9 protein-coding genes are annotated in these 17,752 nt (G+C 69.5%); 7 read left to right on the forward strand and 2 right to left on the reverse strand.

From position 1 onward, the window contains the following. The first annotated feature begins 86 nt into the window (after window positions 1-86). The 5 genes from pglY to ACWDZ4_RS27705 are packed head-to-tail and all read left to right on the forward strand — an operon-like array spanning window position 87 to window position 12,185. Window positions 87-3,977, forward strand: coding sequence for a BREX-2 system ATPase PglY (pglY, locus tag ACWDZ4_RS27685; protein ID WP_451511107.1), 3,891 nt, complete (start codon window positions 87-89; stop codon window positions 3,975-3,977). Further along, a complete protein-coding gene (pglZ, locus tag ACWDZ4_RS27690; RefSeq protein WP_451511108.1) occupies window positions 3,974-6,874 on the forward strand; it encodes a BREX-2 system phosphatase PglZ in 2,901 nt (966 codons plus the stop codon). The genes pglY and pglZ overlap by 4 nt, the downstream gene beginning before the upstream one ends. 40 nt (window positions 6,875-6,914) lie before the next feature. Then, window positions 6,915-8,663 (forward strand): AIPR family protein, encoded by a 1,749-nt coding sequence (locus ACWDZ4_RS27695; protein ID WP_451511109.1) that lies wholly within the window; start codon window positions 6,915-6,917, stop codon window positions 8,661-8,663. A gap of 46 nt (window positions 8,664-8,709) precedes the next feature. Then, entirely contained in the window at window positions 8,710-10,035 is a 1,326-nt protein-coding gene (brxD, locus tag ACWDZ4_RS27700; RefSeq protein WP_451511110.1) for a BREX system ATP-binding protein BrxD, read from the forward strand. After that, window positions 10,035-12,185 carry a DEAD/DEAH box helicase gene (locus ACWDZ4_RS27705; protein WP_451511111.1) on the forward strand — a complete coding sequence of 717 codons (2,151 nt, stop codon included), beginning with the start codon at window positions 10,035-10,037 and terminating at the stop codon, window positions 12,183-12,185. Before brxD ends, ACWDZ4_RS27705 begins: the two co-directional genes overlap by 1 nt. Window positions 12,186-12,526: 341 nt before the next feature. Here ACWDZ4_RS27705 and ACWDZ4_RS27710 read toward each other — a convergent pair whose 3' ends face one another. Together ACWDZ4_RS27710 and ACWDZ4_RS27715 are read right to left on the reverse strand one after the other, a co-directional pair. Further along, on the reverse strand, window positions 12,527-13,876 hold the full coding sequence (locus tag ACWDZ4_RS27710; protein WP_451511112.1) for a class I SAM-dependent RNA methyltransferase: 1,350 nt from the start codon (window positions 13,874-13,876) through the stop codon (window positions 12,527-12,529). Window positions 13,877-14,017: 141 nt separating this feature from the next. Next, on the reverse strand, window positions 14,018-16,069 hold the full coding sequence (locus ACWDZ4_RS27715) for an APC family permease (protein ID WP_451511113.1): 2,052 nt from the start codon (window positions 16,067-16,069) through the stop codon (window positions 14,018-14,020). A gap of 251 nt (window positions 16,070-16,320) precedes the next feature. On the opposite strand from ACWDZ4_RS27715, the gene ACWDZ4_RS27720 reads away from it, so the two are divergent. Both ACWDZ4_RS27720 and ACWDZ4_RS27725 read left to right on the forward strand, forming a co-directional pair. Continuing rightward, the gene (locus tag ACWDZ4_RS27720; protein ID WP_451511114.1) at window positions 16,321-16,992 is read left to right on the forward strand and encodes a potassium channel family protein; all 672 of its coding nucleotides are present in this window, start codon (window positions 16,321-16,323) and stop codon (window positions 16,990-16,992) included. Then, on the forward strand, window positions 16,989-17,666 hold the full coding sequence (locus ACWDZ4_RS27725) for a potassium channel family protein (RefSeq protein ID WP_344490359.1): 678 nt from the start codon (window positions 16,989-16,991) through the stop codon (window positions 17,664-17,666). Before ACWDZ4_RS27720 ends, ACWDZ4_RS27725 begins: the two co-directional genes overlap by 4 nt. The last annotated feature ends 86 nt before the right edge of the window (window positions 17,667-17,752 follow it).

The following is a 17,752-nucleotide window of genomic DNA, read 5'->3' on the forward strand; positions in this document are numbered from 1 at the left end:
ATGTGCGAAAAGTGGTCATCTGTTGTCAGTGGTACGCCATACGATCGGATGAGCCCGCGCAACCGCCCGTCGGAGAGTGATCGTTCATGGCCCAGCAGCCGCCCCTGCTCCGCGATGTCATCGACATCAAGGAGTCCATCTCCACTTCGGACTTCGTCCTCCAGCTCTCGGAGGCGACGACCCCGGCGGGCGCCGAGCGGGCGCTGCGGGACTACGTGGTCACGGAACGGCTGCTGGAGAACTTCGACGAGGCGCTCGGGCTGATCCGGGCCGCGCTCGACGGGCACACGTCGAAGGCGGCGTACCTGCACGGCTCGTTCGGTTCCGGTAAGTCGCACTTCATGGCGGTGCTGCACGCGCTGCTCAGCGGGGCCCCGGCGGCCCGCGCGCGGACGGACCTGGACCCGGTGCTCACCAAGCACGAGTGGCTCGGCACGGAGGGCAAGCGGTTCCTGCTCGTGCCGTACCACATGCTCGGGTCGAAGGCCCTGGAGCAGCGGATCCTCGGCGGGTACGTCAGCCACGTCAAGAAGCTGCACCCCGAGGCTCCGACGCCGCAGGTGTACCGGACGGACGCCCTGTTCGAGGACATCCGGGCGATGCGGTCCCGCATGGGCGACCAGGCGGTGATCGGCGGTCTCACCTCGGCGGACGGCGGCGACGGCACGGCGGACGAGGAGGACGAGTGGGGCGAGGCGTTCGGCTGGACGCCCGAGCTGCTCGACACCGCCCTCGCCGCCGAGGAGGTCCACGAGGGCGGCCAGGCGCTCAACCTGGTCAGTCCGTCGACGCCCGCCGAGCTGCGGGCGCGGCTGGTCCAGGACGCGAGCACGCACCTGCTGCCGGGCTTCGCGAAGAACGCCGCCGAGAACGAGCACGGGTTCGTCTCCCTCGACGCCGGCCTGTCCGTGATCGCCGAGCACGCCAAGTCGCTCGGTTACGACGGGCTGATCCTCTTCATGGACGAGCTGATCCTGTGGCTCGCGACCCTCATCCACGACCAGAAGTTCGTGGCCCGCGAAGCCGGCAAGATCACCAACTTCGTGGAGGGCGGCGACGCCCGCCGTGCCGTGCCGGTGATCTCGTTCATCGCACGTCAGCGCGATCTGCGGGAGTTGGTCGGCGAGGAGGTGTCCGGCGCGGCCGAGGCTTCCATCCAGGACACCCTCAACCTGGCCTCGGGCCGGTTCGACAAGATCACGCTGGAGGACCGCAACCTTCCGCAGGTCGCGCACGCCCGCCTGCTCAGGCCCAAGGACGAGGCGGCCGCGGCTCTCGTCGACGCGGAGTTCGAGAAGACCCGCAGGATCCGCCAGGAGGTGTGGGACACGCTCCTGGGCTCCGACCGCGGGGCGGACGGCGTGGGCGCGGACGAGGAGAGTTTCCGGTTGACGTACCCCTTCTCGCCCGCGTTCATGGACACCCTCGTACACGTGTCGTCCGCGCTCCAGCGCAACCGGACCGGCATGAAGCTGATGGGGCAGCTGCTCGCCGACCACCGGGCCGAGCTGCGGCTGGGCGACCTGATCCCGGTCGGCGACCTGTACCCGCTGATCACGGCGGGCGGCGACAAGCCGTTCACCGACAGCCTCAAGGTGGTCTTCGAGACGGCCGACAAGCTGTACCGGACCAAGCTGCGGCCGTACCTCCTGCTGACGCACAACGTGACGGAGGAGGCCGTCGAGCAGCACGCCCACCGGCCCGACAGCATCACGGACCCGGAACTGCGCACCCGGATCAAGCAGTTCACCGGGGACAACCGGATCGTCGGCACGCTGCTGCTGTCGGCCCTCGCCCCGAGCGTCCCCGCCCTGTCCGACCTGACCATCCGCCGCCTGTCCGCGCTCAACTACGGCTCGGTGGTCGCCCCGATCCCGGGCCGTGAGTACGGCATCCTGAAGAACAAGGTCGCCGAGTGGGCGGGCCGCTTCCCCGAGATCAAGGAGACCGGCACCGAGGCCAACCCCGGCGTCCGGCTCGAACTGTCCGGCGTGGACGTGGATTCGGTGATCGCCAACGCCAACGTCAATGACAACCCCGGCAACCGCGAGGCCCTCGCCAAGCGACTCCTTGTCGAAGAACTCGGCATCGAACAGGAGCAGTTGATCAACGAGCTGCGCTTCGCGTGGCGGGGCACCGAGCGCAGTGTCGAGGTGGTGTTCGGCAATGTCGCCGACGAGGACGAGCTGCCGGACCACGACCTCATGCCCCAGCAGGACGGGCACTGGCGGATCGTGATCGACCTCCCCTTCGACGAGAGCGAGTATGGGCCGCGCGAGGACGCCATGCGGATGCAGCGGCTGCGTGAGCGGCAGGGCGAGCCGTCCCGCAGCGTCGCCTGGCTGCCCACCCACCTCTCCAGTCAGCGGTACGCCGACTTCCGCCGCCTCGTCGTCATCGACAAGGCCCTCTCCGACAGCCAGCGGTTCGACGGCCAGTACGCGGGCCACCTGAGCCCCGACAACCGGGCCCGCGCGAAGGGACTCCTGGAGACCCAGCGGGAGTCGCTGCTCAAGAACGTGAAGGCCGCCTTCAAGCAGGCGTACGGCCTCGCGGACAAGAAGGCCACCGACGTGGAACTCGGCTTCGGCGACCATCTGCAGTCGCTGCGCGAGGTCGAGGGGCTGACCCTGTCCTTCGGCCAGTCGCTGCGGGACGGCATCCGGCACATCGCCGGCAAGCTGCTCACGAGCCAGTACCCGGACCACCCGGACCTCGACCGCGAGGGCAACGGCGCCGTCGTCAAGCCCGCCGACGCCAGGAAGGTGTTCACGCACGTACGGGCCGCCGCCGAGGCCCGCGACGGTCGCGCCGAAGTCCCTGCCCCTGACCGGAGCCTGATGCGCAGGGTGGCTGCTGAACTGCGGCTGGGACAGCAGAAGGAGGCGTACTTCGAGCTGTCGCACTACTGGGCGGACCACTTCCGGCAGCTCGCCAGCGGCCAAGGCGTGACCGGCGACCTCAGCCTGATCACCCTCACCGACTGGACCGACCGGCCGAGGCCGCGCGGCCTGCCGGGCTTCCTCGCCCGCCTCGTCGTGGCCTCGTTCGCCGAGATGGACGACCGGGTGTGGGTGCGCGCGGGCACGCCGCTCGACCCGGCACCGGCACTGAACGAGATCAAGGACCACGACGCGCTGCGCAGTCAGCCGCTGCCGTCCGAGGAGGACTGGTCGGCCGCCCGGCAGAGGTTCACGGCGGTCTTCGGCGAGCCCGCCCCCACGCTGCGGCGTGGCCGCATGGTCAACCAGCTCGCCCGGCAGATCGCCCAGCAGGCCGGCGCCCACCAGGAGGCGGCCCGTGAGCTGGTGACCCAGTTGGAGCGGCATGCCGGCTTCCTCCGGCTCGACGAGACCGCCGAGGGCGGGCGCATCGCGATCGCGCGGCGGTCCGTCGAACTGCTCCAGGAACTCACGCGCTCGGCCGGCCAGGGCGCCGCCGGAGCCCGGAAGACCGTGGAGGCCCTGGCTGCCTTCGACTTCGGCGAGGTCGGCGCGGACCGGTTCGGTACCTCGGTCAAGCAGGCCCGCGCGGTGGCGCAGGCGCTGGACTCGGCATCCTGGACCACCCTCGACCTGGCCACCTCGGAGGGCCCGGAGGGAGAGGCGCTGCTGGAGTCCCTGCGCAACACCGCCCAGAGCGACCAGCGGACCAACGACCTGAAGGAGGCGCTGGCCCGGACGCAGCGCGAGGTGCTGGCGCTGGTGAAGCGCAATCGCGCGACGCCGACGCCACCGGCCGCTCCCCCGGCCACGCGCCCCGGTGACGTACCGCTCGACACCCCGACGAGCCACCCGCCGGTCCCCGAGCAGACGCCGGACGCGCGCCCGGCCGTCCCGGGACGGGTGAAGCGCTCCGGCGGCGGACGGACGACCGCGGCGAAGGCGGCGGCCGAACTCCAGGCGGAGATCGCGGAGCTGGCGGCGCGCGAACCCGGCACCGAGGTCGAGATCACCTGGCGGGTCGTCGAAGGATGAGCACGGCGACGACCAGCGCGGTCGCGGTACGGCTGAACCTCGCGACGATCACCCAGTACCTGTCCGCGCAGAGCTCCCTCGCCGACACCCTCGCGGGCCGGGACCGACGACGGGCCGTGCTGTTGCGCTCCGCACCGCAGTGGGACGGTCCCGCCGAACACGCCTGGGGCGACGGGTTGTCGGCGCGGATCACGGCGGCGCCCTCCCCGCTCGCCGTACACGAGCTGCTGCTCGGTCACCTTGCGGACACGGCGACCGGGCCTGCCCTGCTCGTCGTCCTGACCGACCGCGAGCAGAACGAGCTCGACCCCGCCATCCTGGCCCGCGCCCACAAGAAGCGCATCGACACGGTGGACAGCTGGGATGTGGTGCGGGACGCCTTCGGGGCACATCAGGTCGACCAGCGGCTCAGGGACGACAAGTGGGCCGCGGAGGCACTGCTGGACGCGGCGCCGCCGAGGGGCGGCTGGCCCCGACTGGGCGGCGGAATCCTGTCGCGCGGCACCGCGCTGTCCGCGCTCGCGCTGCGACGGCTGCGGCTGGGCCGCTACCAGGACGAGGCAGCCCGTCAGGACCACACAGCGTCCGCCGACCGACTGGACACCCACGCCCTGCTGGGCTGGTCCCTGCTTCCGGGGCGTCCGGAGCGGTTCCTGGCACTGCGCGGACCCGAACGTGCCGGCCTCGCGGAGTTCCTCGGCGAGAAGGACCGGGCCGGACTCGCCGGGCGTGCGCTGCTCGCCCTGGTCGAGGCCGAGCACGGGCCGGACGCGGTGGCCTTCGGGCTCGTCTGCGCCGCGCTGTGGTGCCATGCCCCACCGGACGCGGCCGTCTACACGGCGCGCGGTCGCGCGGAGCGCTGGTTCGGTGAGCGCCCCCCGGCTCGAGGTGAACAGCTCGACGCCATGTCGGCAGCCTTCGGCCGCGCCTCGGAGGAGTACATCGGCACGCTGCTTGCCGAAGCCGCCAGGGAGGGCGTCACGGGCCGGGAGGAGGCCCGCGAGGCCCGCCGGACCAGCGACACCGTGCTGGAACGTGCCACGGTGCTGGTCCGTCAGTTCGGCGCAGAAGCCGCCGCCCGGACCAGCCCCCTCCTGCCGGTCGGCCTGGACGCCAGGTTCACGGCCGTCGGCGCGGCCCTCGCGGCCGGTGATCCGGAATCCCTCGACGCGGCCGTGCGCTCCCTGAGCGAGCACCGGCGGGCCCAGGGAGCGGAGATCCGGGCACGGATCGAGCGGACCCGCATGGCCCAGCGGCTCGTCCAGTGGCTGGCTTCCGAGCCCGCCGTCGAGGTGTTGCACGTCGGGGGTGCCATAGAGCGCCATCTCGAAGAGACCGGCTGGGTGGACCGCGCTCTGGAGCACATCGAGGCCGGTGGGGACCCCGACGAACAGTTGAGAGCCGCCTACGACGGGCTGGCCGCGCGCGTACGTGAACGGCGCCACGAGATCGACCGCGCATTCGCCCCGGTCCTGGCGACCTGGATCGCGTCCGGTACCGATCCCGGCGGGATGCTGACGGTGGAGTCTTTCCTGGAGCGGGTGGTGAAGCCGGTGATCCGGCAGGCGCCCGACCGGCGGGTGCTGCTGATTGTTCTGGACGGAATGAGCGTGGCCATCGCCACCGAACTGGGCGAGGAACTGCGCGCGTCCTGGGCAGAGTTCGATCCGGTGCCCGAGGGAGCGCCGCGCCGCCGCGCCATGGCGGCGGCCCTTCCCACCGTCACGTCCGTCTCCCGCACCTCGCTGTTCGCGGGCAGGCTGGCCCAGGGGTCGCAGAACGACGAGGCCCGGCTCTTTCCCGCCCTGCCGCTCTGGAACGGAGCGCCGGCTGCAGTGTTCCACAAGGACGACCTGCGGGCCGACAGCGCGGGGGACACGTTCGGGCCGGCGCTCACCGAAGCGCTCATGGACGGCCGTACGCATGTGGCGGTCGTCCTCAACGCGATCGACGACCGGCTGGCCAAGGAGCAGAAACTGGGGGACGGCGCTTGGCAGGCCGGGCACATCCCCGGCCTGCCGGATCTGCTGCGGATCGCCGCCTCGCAGGGCATGGCAGTGGTGCTCACCAGCGACCACGGGCATGTCGTCGACCGGCACGGTGCGAAGGTCGAGGCCAACGCCCCGCTGTCCGCCCGGCACCGTGGCCCCGAGGGCGAGGTGGGCCCGGCCGAGGTAGCACTGCACGGCACCCGGGTGGTCGCACCGGAGCCTGGGGGCTCGATCGTCGCGCTGTGGGACGCCGACTCGCGGTACACGGCCCGCAAGGCCGGCTATCACGGCGGGGCGTCCCTCGCCGAGTTCACGATTCCGGTCCTTGCCTTTCTGCCGTTCGGGGCACCGCCTCCCCCGGCGTGGCGGGAGCTCGGCGATCAGCGACCCGTCTGGTGGTCGCTGGAAGAGCCGTCGTCCAGTCCAGCCTCCGCTGCACCTCTCGACGCGGCAGCCGCTCCCAAGCGGCCGGCACGACAGAGGCCGGGCAACTCCCGAGCGCGACTGGCCCGTACTCATGACTCATTGTTCGACGTCGCCATGATCCCTGCCACGGAGGACGAGGACACGCTGGTGACCGCCGCCCTCGTCAGTCCTGGTGACGCCCTCGTCCCGGCGCTCTTCGGTTCGGAGGCGTTCCAGGGCCAGATCGGTCTCCTCGCGCGCAAGCCGCCGATGGACAAGGTCGAAGGAGCGATCCGGGCCCTGCTCGACGCCGGAGGCACTTTGCCGGTGACCGCACTCGCCCAGCGTGTGTCCTATCCCGTCACTCGCGCGGACGGGTTCGCCGCGATCCTGCGCCAACTGCTGAACTACGACGGGGTGCAGGTTCTGGAGACATTGCCGGACGGCCGTACCGTTCGTCTCGACCTCTCCTTGCTACGGCTGCAGTTCGATCTGACCTGACGTTCCGTCCACCGTGTCACCCACCGATGAGCCGGGAGCCATGAGCGCCAACGACCGTGTACTGATCAACCAGATGATCGAGGAACATCGCAACACCCGCGCCGTCCCTCTCTCGTTCGACGCGGCCTTCGAAAGGTTCGCCAGCGAACACGCGCTGCACGGCTTGGGTCTCTCCGAGGAAGAGATCGAAGCCGGTGTGATCGGTGGTGCGAACGACGGCGGCATCGACGGGGCGTACGTCTTCCTCGGTGGCCGGCTCCTGCACGAGGACAGCGAGATCCTCCATCAGAGTTCCGCGGTCTCGAACGTCGAGGCCGGAACCCAGCTGACGCTCTGGCTCGTTCAGGCCAAGACCAGTCCCGGTTTCTCCGAAACAGCCCTCGACAAGGTGGCGTCCACGTGCGCGAACCTCCTGAACATGGAGGTGGACGAGGCCACCGTCGGGATCCTGTACACGGAAGACCTGCTCGCCCGTTTCAGGCTGTTCAGGACGGCATTGATGCGGCTCCTCTCCCGCCATCCGAGCGTGGTGATCAAATTCTCGTACGTGACGCGCGGCGAGGCGAGCGAGGTACATCCCAAGGTTCAGGCGAAGGCCAAGATCCTGGAGGCACAGTTTTCGAGCGCCTTCGCCATCTCCACCGGTGAAGTCGAGTTTCTGGGTCCCGCGGAACTCTGGAAGCGCGCCAGCACCCTCCCCTCGTACACCCTGGAGCTTCCCTATCGGGAGAGCATCACCCACGGCACCAGCCACATCGCGCTCGTGTCGCTGGGCGAGTACATCGACTTCCTCAGCGACGAAAGCGGGGCGATCAAGTCCCACATCTTCGACTGGAACGTCCGTGACTACCAGGGAAACGTCGAGGTGAACCGGGAGATCACGGCATCCCTCCAAAACCCCGGCGCGCCGGAATTCTGGTGGCTCAACAACGGCATCACCATCGTGTGCTCGCAAGCCACCTCGGTCGGGAAGCGGCTCAGCCTCTCCGACGTGCAGATCGTCAACGGTCTCCAGACGTCGTACACGCTCCATGAGACGCTCAACGACCTCTACCTGAGGGATCCCGCCGACCCTGTCTTCGACAGGTTGGTGCAGGTGCGCATTCTGGTCACCGTGGACCAGGCGGCCCGTGACTCCGTCATCCGCGCCACCAACCGGCAGACGAGCGTGCCGGTCGCCTCTCTTCGGGCCACGGACGACATCCAGCGGCAGATCGAGTCGTACTTCCTCGAACACGACTGGTTCTACGACCGGCGCAAGAACTTCTACCGGAACCAGGGCAAGTCGGCCGACCGTATCGTCAGCATTCCCCTGCTCGCGCAGTCCGTGATGGCCATGGCGCTGGGACAGCCCGACTACGCCCGTGCGCGCCCTTCGAGCCTGCTGAAGTCGGACTCGGACTACCGCCGCGTCTTCTCCGACAAGACCGAACTCCCCGTCTACCTGTGGCTGGCCATGGCACAGCGACAGGTGGACGAGTTCCTGCAGTCGATGTCGGATCCCGCGTCCCGCTCACTGCACACCAACCTTCGCTTCCACCTCGCCATGCTCAGTGCCGTGGACCTCATAGGCCGCGTGTTCAGCAAGCCGGAAACCCTGAACAACGCCGCCCGGGAGGGCGTCTTCCCGACCCCTGCCCGCCTCGAGTCGTTGTGGACGTCACTGCAGGAACAGTTCGAAAGATTCCAGCGGGAGAACCGGTCGAACCCCGACAAGACCGCAAAGAGCAGCGACTTCGTCAGCTATCTCACGGACAACCTCGGATACGGCAGACTCCGTCGCAGATGACCTCGGAGCACGACCTCCGGCGCGGCGCAGATGGGACAATGCGCGAGTGATCGATCCTCGCCCTTCTCCCGTCTCCGCCGCCCGGCGGCGCACCGCCCTCGACGCTCTCCGTCGGGGTGCGGTGCCCGAGAGCGGCCTGGATCTCCTCGCCACCGGACTCGACCGTTTCGAGTCCGCGCTCGACGCGGAACTCGACGCGGTCGCTTCGGGAGCCTCGGTCTTCAAGGCCGTACGGGGCGAGTACGGCTCCGGCAAGACGTTCTTCACTCGCTGGCTCGGGGAACGCGCCAAGCAGCGCAACTTCGCCGTCTCAGAGATCCAGATCTCGGAGACGGAAACCCCACTGCACAAGCTGGAGACCGTCTACCGGCGCCTCACCGAGCGGCTGTCCACACCCAGCTTCCCGCCGAGCGCGCTCCGTCCTGTGGTGGACGCCTGGTTCTACGCCCTCGAGGAGGACGCTCTCGCGGCGGGGGCGGACGAGAACGATCTGAGCGGCGCGGTGGAGCAATTGCTGACCGCCCGTCTGACCGAGGTGTCGCGGCATGCCCCGTCCTTCGCGACCGCGCTGCGCGGATACCGCTCCGCGCTCGCAGAGGGCGACGAGCCGACGGCGGCCGCCATTCTGGCCTGGCTCGGCGGCCAGCCCCATGTGGCAGCGGCTGCCCGCCGGTCCGCGGGGGTGCGCGGCGACCTGGACCACTTCGGGGCCCTCGGCTTCCTGCAGGGGCTGCTCACCGTGTTGCGGGACTCCGGCCACCGGGGACTGTTCGTCGTACTGGACGAGGTGGAGACCCTGCAGCGGGTTCGGTCGGACGCCCGCGACAAGGCGCTCAATGCCCTCCGACAGCTGATCGACGAAGTCCACTCGGGACGGTTCCCCGGCCTCTATCTGGTCATCACCGGAACACCCGCGTTCTACGAAGGTCAGCAGGGTGTTCAGCGGCTCCCGCCGCTCGCCCAGCGGCTCGCGACGGACTTCACCACCGATCCCCGTTTCGACAACCCTCGGGCAGTGCAGGTACGCCTGTCCGGGTTCACCCTGGAGTCGCTGACGGGGCTCGGGGTGACCATCCGTGACCTCTACACATCGGGGGCCGACTCACCCGACCGGATCAGATCGCTGGCCGACGACGCGTACATCGCCGACCTCGCCCGTGCGGTGGGCGGAGCTCTCGGCGGGAAGGTCGGCGTCGCGCCACGACTCTTCCTCAAGAAACTGGTCGGCGACGTCCTGGACCGTATCGACCAGTTCTCGGACTTCGACCCACGCCGGCACTACCGCCTGACGGTGGGCAGCAGTGAACTCACCGACGTCGAGCGGAACCTCGCCGAATCGTCGAGGGCCGACGACATCGACCTGGAGCTGTGATGGTGTCGGGCGCGGACCCCGTCGACCGGCTCGATCCCGTCATCCTGCACCACGTGGTGAACACGCTCGGCTGGCCCGACCTGCGGCCACTGCAACGGGCCGCGATCGATCCGGTGATGGACGGAGAGGACGCCGTACTGCTGGCGCCCACCGCGGGCGGCAAGACCGAAGCAGCCTGCCTGCCAGTCCTCTCGGCCATGTCCGGCCAGGGCTGGACCGGCACCTCGGTCCTCTATCTCTGCCCGCTCAAGGCACTCCTCAACAATCTGGTGACCCGCATCGACGGGTACGCCCAGTGGCTCGGCCGCAGTGCGGCTCTGTGGCACGGAGACACGAAGGAGTCCCAGCGCCAACGCATCCGTACCGACAGACCCGACATCCTGCTGACGACTCCCGAGTCGCTGGAGGCAATGCTGATCGGCGTGAAGACGGATCACGCGCATCTGCTGGGCGGGATTCGCACCGTCGTCGTCGATGAGGTCCACGCGTTCGCAGGCGACGACCGAGGCTGGCACCTGCTCGCGGTACTCGAACGTCTGCAACGGGTCACGGGACGCCCCATTCAGCGGATCGGACTGTCCGCGACCGTCGGGAATCCCCGGGAGCTGCTCACCTGGCTCCAGGGGGCAGGTGCCGGCCGGCGCCCGGGACAGGTCGTCTCACCGGGACTCACAGCCGCCTCGTCCGGCCGGGCGTCGGCCGCGGGCGTCACCGCCCTGCCGCCCGGAGAGATCGAACTCGACTACGTGGGCTCGCTCTCCAACGCGGCCAAGGTCATCGCGGCCCTGCACAAGGGCGAGAAGCGATTGGTGTTCTGCGATTCCCGGCGTCAGGTCGAGGAATTGGGTGCCGCGCTGCGGGCGCGTGAAGTCAGGGTCTTCCTGTCGCACGCCTCGCTCTCCGCCGACGAGCGGGCACGATCCGAGCAGGCTTTCGCCGAAGCCCGAGACTGCGTCATCGTGGCCACCTCGACCCTGGAACTGGGCATCGATGTCGGCGACCTGGACCGCGTCATCCAAATCGATTCGCCCAGCACCGTCGCCTCGTTCCTCCAACGTGTCGGACGCACCGGGCGCCGGGAGGGAAGCACCCGCAACTGTCTTTTCCTGGCCACGCAGAGGGCCACCCTGCTGCAGGCAGCCGGCCTGTTGCTCCTCTGGGGCCGCGGCTGGGTCGAACCGGTCCTCCCACCACCCGAGCCGCGTCACCTGGTGGCCCAGCAGTTGCTCGCCGCCACACTCCAGGAACACGAACTGGGCGACCGACTCTGGCCGGAACAGTGGAACGGCCTCGCGCCCTTCGACCGTTCGGCCGCGCCCATTCTGCGTCACCTGACGGAGCAGGGCTTCCTGGACTCCGACGGAGGCATGCTGTTCATCGGCCCCGAGGCCGAACACCGCTTCGGGCGGCGGCACTTCATCGAGCTGACTGCCTCCTTCACGGCACCTCCCCAGTTCACCGTGTTGTCCGGGCGCACCGAGATCGGCCGGATGGACCCCTCCGTACTCACCGAGGAACGACCAGGACCACGACGCCTGTTGCTGGCCGGCCGCAGCTGGCAGGTGACGTTCACCGACTGGGGCCGTAAACGAGTGTTCGTCGAGCCCGTCGACGGGGGCGGGGTCGCCAAATGGTCGGGTGGCACGCTCGTCGGTCTGTCGTACGCGCTGACTCGCGCCATGCGGGAGGTCCTCCTGGGCGCCGAACCTCCTGTCTCCCTCACCCGGCGAGCCGGTGTCTGCCTTCAGAAATGGCGTGACGAGGAGGCGCCCCGACTCGTCCACCCCGGCGGGACGCTGGTGACTCGGCAGGGCGACGACGTCCGTTGGTGGACGTGGGCGGGGTACCGCGCCAATGCGACGCTGGGCGCAACGCTGGCGTCGATCGGCGATCCGGTACAGCGTCCGTCCGACTGCTATCTGCGCCTACGCCAGGATTTGACGCTGGACCTCTGGCGCGATGCCCTTGAGTCCGAGCCGGCGCTCGTCCTGCCCGATGTGGACCCGCGAGCAGTGCGCGGCCTCAAGTTCTCGGCGGCTCTCCCCCCAAGCCTGGCCGTAGCGACGCTCGCAGCGAGACTCGCCGACTTCGACGGCGCACGCGCTGTCCTGTCGGAACCGAAGCGCTTCTCCACCGAGCGGGCAACCTGAGCGCCTTTCGGCCTGCGTCTGTTGCACGGTGAAGGCGACGACGCAGGCCACCGTACTGTACGCACTGTCACCCGGCGTCAGTCGCAGCGACGGAAATCATCTGGCATACGCACGCACCAGTCAGTTCTTCACCGTGGATGTATACGGATCCGATCACCGCTGAAAGCGGACGTCATCTGGGCGTCAAGAGTAATGAGACGTGCGGTGTGGCATGAGTGGCTGCGCTCGCTGGTTCGCGAGAAACCAGAGGTCAGGACAGCTTCTCCGGACAGGCTGTCTGCTCGACCCGTTGCCTGAACGGAAACAGGCCGAGCAACCCGGGCCAGGTGGGAAACAGCACGTCAAGCACCCTTGATGGCAGGCTCCAGAATCGCCACGCACTCCACGTGGTGCGTCATCGGGAACAAGTCGAACGCGCGCAGCGTCCGCACCTTGTAGCCGTTGTCCGCGAAGTACGCCAGGTCCCGGGCCAGTGCCGCCGGGTCGCAGGCCACGTACGCGATGCGGCGGGCGCCCAGGGTGGCCAGGTGCTTGACCGTCTGCTTGCCGGCTCCCGCGCGGGGCGGGTCCAGGACGATCAGGTCGACGTCCGTGATTCCGGTGCGCGGCAGGACCTGGTCGACCTTGCCCTGCTCGATGCGGACCCGCTCGAAGCCCTGGAGGTTGTGGCGGGCGTCCTCCACCGCGCGCTTGCTCGTCTCGATGCCGAGCACCGCGCCCTGGTCGCCCACCCGGTCGGCGATCGCACCCGCGAAGAGGCCGACCCCGCAGTAGAGGTCGAGGGCCGAGTCGCCCTTGCGCGGCAGCAGGCCCTGCATGACGGCACGCATCAGGGTGTCCGCGGCCTGCGGGTGGACCTGCCAGAAGCCGCCCATGCCGACGCGGTACGTACGGCCGTCCGCCCGCTCGCGCACGAAGGCGCGGCCGTGCACCCGGTGCACTCCGCCGTCCTTCTCCTCCACGCGCAGGACCGAGACCGGCTTGTCCAGCTCGACGAGGGGGAGGCGGCCGCCGGGGCGCGGGGTGAGGACGACCTGGCGGTCGCTGGAGCCGGTGGCGGCGATCGCCTCGACCGATGCCATCTGGGGCCAGTCCTGCTGCTCGATGCCGAGTTCGCTGACGCCGGGTGCGGCGATCATGCAGTGGTCGATGGGCTGGACCTCGTGCGAGCGGTGCTTGCGCAGTCCGGCGCGGCCCTCGGCGTCGACGGCGTACTGCACGCGGGTGCGCCACGCGGGCACCTCGCCCTGGGGCAGCTTGTCGCCCTCCGCCGGCATGACGGTGCCGTCCCAGCCCGCCTCCTCCGGGGTGAGGCCCGCGAGGCGCATGAGCTGCTCGGCGATGACCTCGCCCTTGAGCCGCCGCTGCGCGCCCGGCTTGGCGTGCTGCCAGTCGCAGCCGCCGCACTTGCCGGGTCCGGCGTACGGGCAGGGGGCCTCGATGCGGTCCTTGGACGCCTTCATGACCTCGACCGCGTCGGCGCGCAGGTAGCGGGAGGTCTCCCCGCCGTCCGTCACGCGGGCGCGGACCTTCTCGCCGGGCAGCGCGTGCCGTACGAACAGCACCCGGCCCTCGTCGGTGCGGGCGATGCAGTGGCCGCCGTGGGCCACGGGGCCGACCTCGACCTCGTACTCGGTCCCGACCAGGGACTGGTCGGCCGCTTCCTTGGATTCCTTGGATTCTGACTGCATGACGGGGTGACTCCAGAGATCAAAGGGGTACGGCCGGACAACAGCCCACCAGTCTACGTGGGAGTCGTCCGGCCGTTCACCACAGCGAAGCCGCAGCGGGAGAGAAGGGGGAAGGAAGAGGGAGGGAAGAGGGGAGCAGTGTCAGCGCTTGCCGCTGGGCTCCTTGGGGCGGCGGTCGTCCACCGGGCCGCGCCGCACCGCGCCCGGCGGGTTCCACTCCTGGCGCTTCTTCGCCCGTTCCTTCGCGAGTTCGGAGGACCGCAGCTGGTACGGCACCGAGGTCACCATCACACCCGGCGTGAACAGCAGCCGGCCCTTGAGCCGCAGCGCGCTCTGGTTGTGCAGCAGGTGCTCGTACCAGTGCCCGACCACGTACTCCGGGATGTAGACGCTGATCGCGTCCCTCGGGCTCTCGCGCCGCAGGCTCTTCACATAATCGATGATCGGCCGCGTGATCTCGCGGTACGGCGAGTCCAGGATCTTCAACGGCACGTTGATGCCGCGCCGCTCCCACTCCTCCTTGAGCGCCTTCGTCTCGGCCGGGTCGACGCTGATGCTCAGCGCCTCCAGCTTGTCCGAGCGCGTCAGCTTGGCGAAGGCCAGGGCCCGCAGTGTCGGCTTGTGGACCTTGGAGACCAGGACGATGGAGTGGACGCGGGACGGGCGGACGCTGTCGTCGGAGGGCCCCTCGTCGGCGGCGATCTCCTCGGCGACGCGGTCGTAGTGCTTACGGATCGCGGTCATCGTCCCGTAGAAGATCACCATGCCGAGCAGCGCGACCCACGCGCCGTGCGTGAACTTGGTGGCCAGTACCACGACGAGCACCAGGCCCGTGAAGAACGCGCCGAAGGCGTTGATCGCGCGGGAGCGGACCATGCGGCGGCGCGCGGCCGGGTCCTTCTCGGTCCGCAGGTGGCGGTTCCAGTGCCGCACCATGCCGATCTGGCTGAGCGTGAAGGAGACGAAGACGCCGACGATGTAGAGCTGGATGAGCCGGGTCGAGTCGGCTTCGTAGATCCAGACGAGCAGGATGGCCGCGCCCGCGAGCAGCACGATGCCGTTGGAGAAGGCGAGGCGGTCGCCGCGGGTGTGCAGCTGGCGCGGCAGGTAGCGGTCCTGCGCGAGGATCGAGCCGAGCAGCGGGAAGCCGTTGTACGCCGTGTTCGCGGCCAGGAAGAGGACGAGCGCGGTGGCCGCCGCGAGCAGCACGAAGAAGAACGTGCCGTCGCCGAAGACGGCGGCCGCGACCTGGGAGATCACCGGGTCCTGGACATAGTCCGGGCCGACGGCGACGCCGTTGTGGATGAGGTCCTCGGCCGGGAACTCCGCCATCTTCACGTCGGTGGCCATGGCGAGGCCGATGATCCCGCAGAACATGGTGACGGCCAGCGCGCCCATCAGGGCGAGCGTGGATGCGGCGTTCTTGCTCTTGGGCTTGCGGAAAGCGGGCACGCCGTTGCTGATGGCCTCGACGCCGGTGAGCGCCGCGCAGCCGGAGGAGAAGGCGCGCAGCAGCAGGAAGACCAGGGCGAAGCCGGCCAGGCCCTCGTGCTCGGGTTTGATCTCGAAGTCGGAGGTCGGGGCGTGCATGGTGTCGCCCATGACGATTCCGCGGTAGGTGCCCCAGGCAATCATAGTGAAGACGCCCGCCACGAAGACGTACGTGGGGATGGCGAAGAGCTTGCCCGACTCCTTCACACCGCGCAGGTTCATGAGCGTCAGCAGCACGATGATGCCGATGGCGCACGCCACCTTGTGCTCGACGACGAAGTGGATCGCGGAGCCGAGGTTCTCCACCCCGGAGGAGATCGACACGGCCACGGTGAGGACGTAGTCGACGAGCAGGGCGCTGGCGACGGTCAGCCCCGCCTTGGGGCCGAGGTTGGTGTTGGCGACCTCGTAGTCACCGCCGCCACTCGGGTAGGCGTGCACGTTCTGGCGGTACGAGGCGACCACCGTGAACATCAGCACCACGACCGCGACGGCGATCCACGGGCTGAAGTGGTACGCCGACACGCCCGCGATGGAGAGCACGAGGAGCACTTCTCCCGGTGCGTACGCCACGGACGAGAGCGGGTCGGAGGCGAAGACGGGAAGTGCGATGCGCTTGGGGAGGAGTGTTTCTCCCAGCCTGTCGCTGCGCAGAGCCCGGCCGATCAGGATCCGTTTGGGCACGTCGGTCAGTTTGGACACGGAGAGGATCGTAAGCGTTCGAAAAGGGCACCGCCCAACCACCACCCCCACTTTTACGGAACCTGAACGGGCGGCTCATGCCGGACGTGATCGATGGCACGTTCGGGGTTGACGCTACGGTGGACGAAGACAGGGGCGAGGCAGTACCGGGCACTTTGCCCCGTGCCACCCCCGGTGAGCCGAGAAGGAAGATGTGAGCAGGGTGTTTGTGCAGGTCAGCGGGGCGACCAGGAGTGCGGGGTAACGGGACGATGCACGTCGTCATCATGGGATGCGGGCGAGTGGGAGCCGCTCTCGCGCAGACCCTGGAGCAACAGGGGCACACGGTCGCGGTGATCGACCGGGACCCCACGGCCTTCCGCCGCCTGGGGTCCGGTTTCGGGGGCCGCAGGGTCACCGGGGTCGGCTTCGACCAGGACACCCTCCGCGAGGCCGGCATCGAGGAGGCCGGCGCGTTCGCGGCGGTGAGCAGCGGCGACAACTCCAACATCATCGCGGCCCGGGTGGCCCGCGAGATGTTCGCGATCGAGAACGTCGCGGCCCGTATCTACGACCCGCGCCGCGCCGAGGTCTACCAGCGCCTGGGCATCCCCACCGTCGCCACGGTCCGCTGGACCGCCGACCAGATGATGCGGCGGCTGCTGCCGTCCGGGGCGGAGCCGCTGTGGCGCGACCCGAGCGGCGGTGTGCAGCTCGCCGAGGTGCACACCTCCCCCGCCTGGATCGGGCACAAGATCAGCCGGCTCCAGGAGGAGACGGGCGTGCGCGTCGCGTTCCTCACCCGGCTGGGCGAGGCCGTACTGCCGACGTCCCAGACCGTGCTCCAGGAGGGCGACCTCGTCCACGTGATGATGCGTACGGAAGAGATCGCGAAGGTCGAGGCGGCCTGCGCGCAGGGTCCCGAGGAAGGCGGTCACGCATGAGGGTCGCTATTGCCGGTGCCGGCGCGGTGGGCCGTTCCATCGCGGGCGAGCTGCTGGAGAACGGTCACGAGATCCTGCTCATCGACAAGGCGCCGACCGCCATCTCGGTGGAGCGGGTGCCGCTCGCCGAGTGGCTGCTGGCCGACGCCTGCGAGATCACCTCGCTCGACGAGGCGGCGCTCCAGCGCTGCAACGTGGTGATCGCGGCGACCGGTGACGACAAGGTCAACCTGGTCGTCTCGCTGCTCGCGAAGACCGAGTACGGGGTGCCGCGCGTCGTCGCCCGCGTCAACAACCCCAAGAACGAGTGGCTGTTCACCGAGGCCTGGGGCGTCGACGTCGCGGTCTCCACGCCGCGTCTGATGTCGGCGCTGGTCGAGGAAGCGGTGAGCGTCGGCGATCTCGTACGGCTGCTGCGCTTCAGCCACGGCGACGCCAACCTCGTCGAGCTGACGCTGCCGCCCGAGTCGGCGCTGGCCGGCACGCAGGTCGGGGACGTGGACTGGCCCGAGGACACCTCGCTGGTCACCATCATCCGCGGTACGCGCGTGCTCACGCCGAGCCAGGAGGAGACCCTGGAGGCGGGCGACGAGCTGCTGTTCGTGGCCGCCCAGGCGCGCGAGGAGCAGCTGGAGGACCTGCTGTCGGTCCGCAAGGCGGACACGACGGGCTGACGGCCGTACGTACGCGAGGGGGGCCCGCGGCCGGGGCCGCGCGCGGGCCCCCCCGCGCGCAATACCCCGCGGCTGAACGTCAGTCC

It is taken from the genome of Streptomyces sp. NPDC003016, assembly GCF_053591455.1.

Bases quoted from the DNA above. Each gene is read 5' to 3' on its own strand.
- pglY (WP_451511107.1), top strand. From the start codon at position 87: ATGGCCCAGCAGCCGCCCCTGCTCCGCGATGTCATCGACATCAAGGAG.
- pglZ (WP_451511108.1), top strand. From the start codon at position 3,974: ATGAGCACGGCGACGACCAGCGCGGTCGCGGTACGGCTGAACCTCGCG.
- ACWDZ4_RS27705 (WP_451511111.1), top strand. From the start codon at position 10,035: ATGGTGTCGGGCGCGGACCCCGTCGACCGGCTCGATCCCGTCATCCTG.
- ACWDZ4_RS27720 (WP_451511114.1), top strand. From the start codon at position 16,321: ATGCACGTCGTCATCATGGGATGCGGGCGAGTGGGAGCCGCTCTCGCG.
- ACWDZ4_RS27710 (WP_451511112.1), bottom strand. From the start codon at position 13,876: ATGCAGTCAGAATCCAAGGAATCCAAGGAAGCGGCCGACCAGTCCCTG.
- ACWDZ4_RS27725 (WP_344490359.1), top strand. From the start codon at position 16,989: ATGAGGGTCGCTATTGCCGGTGCCGGCGCGGTGGGCCGTTCCATCGCG.
- ACWDZ4_RS27695 (WP_451511109.1), top strand. From the start codon at position 6,915: ATGAGCGCCAACGACCGTGTACTGATCAACCAGATGATCGAGGAACAT.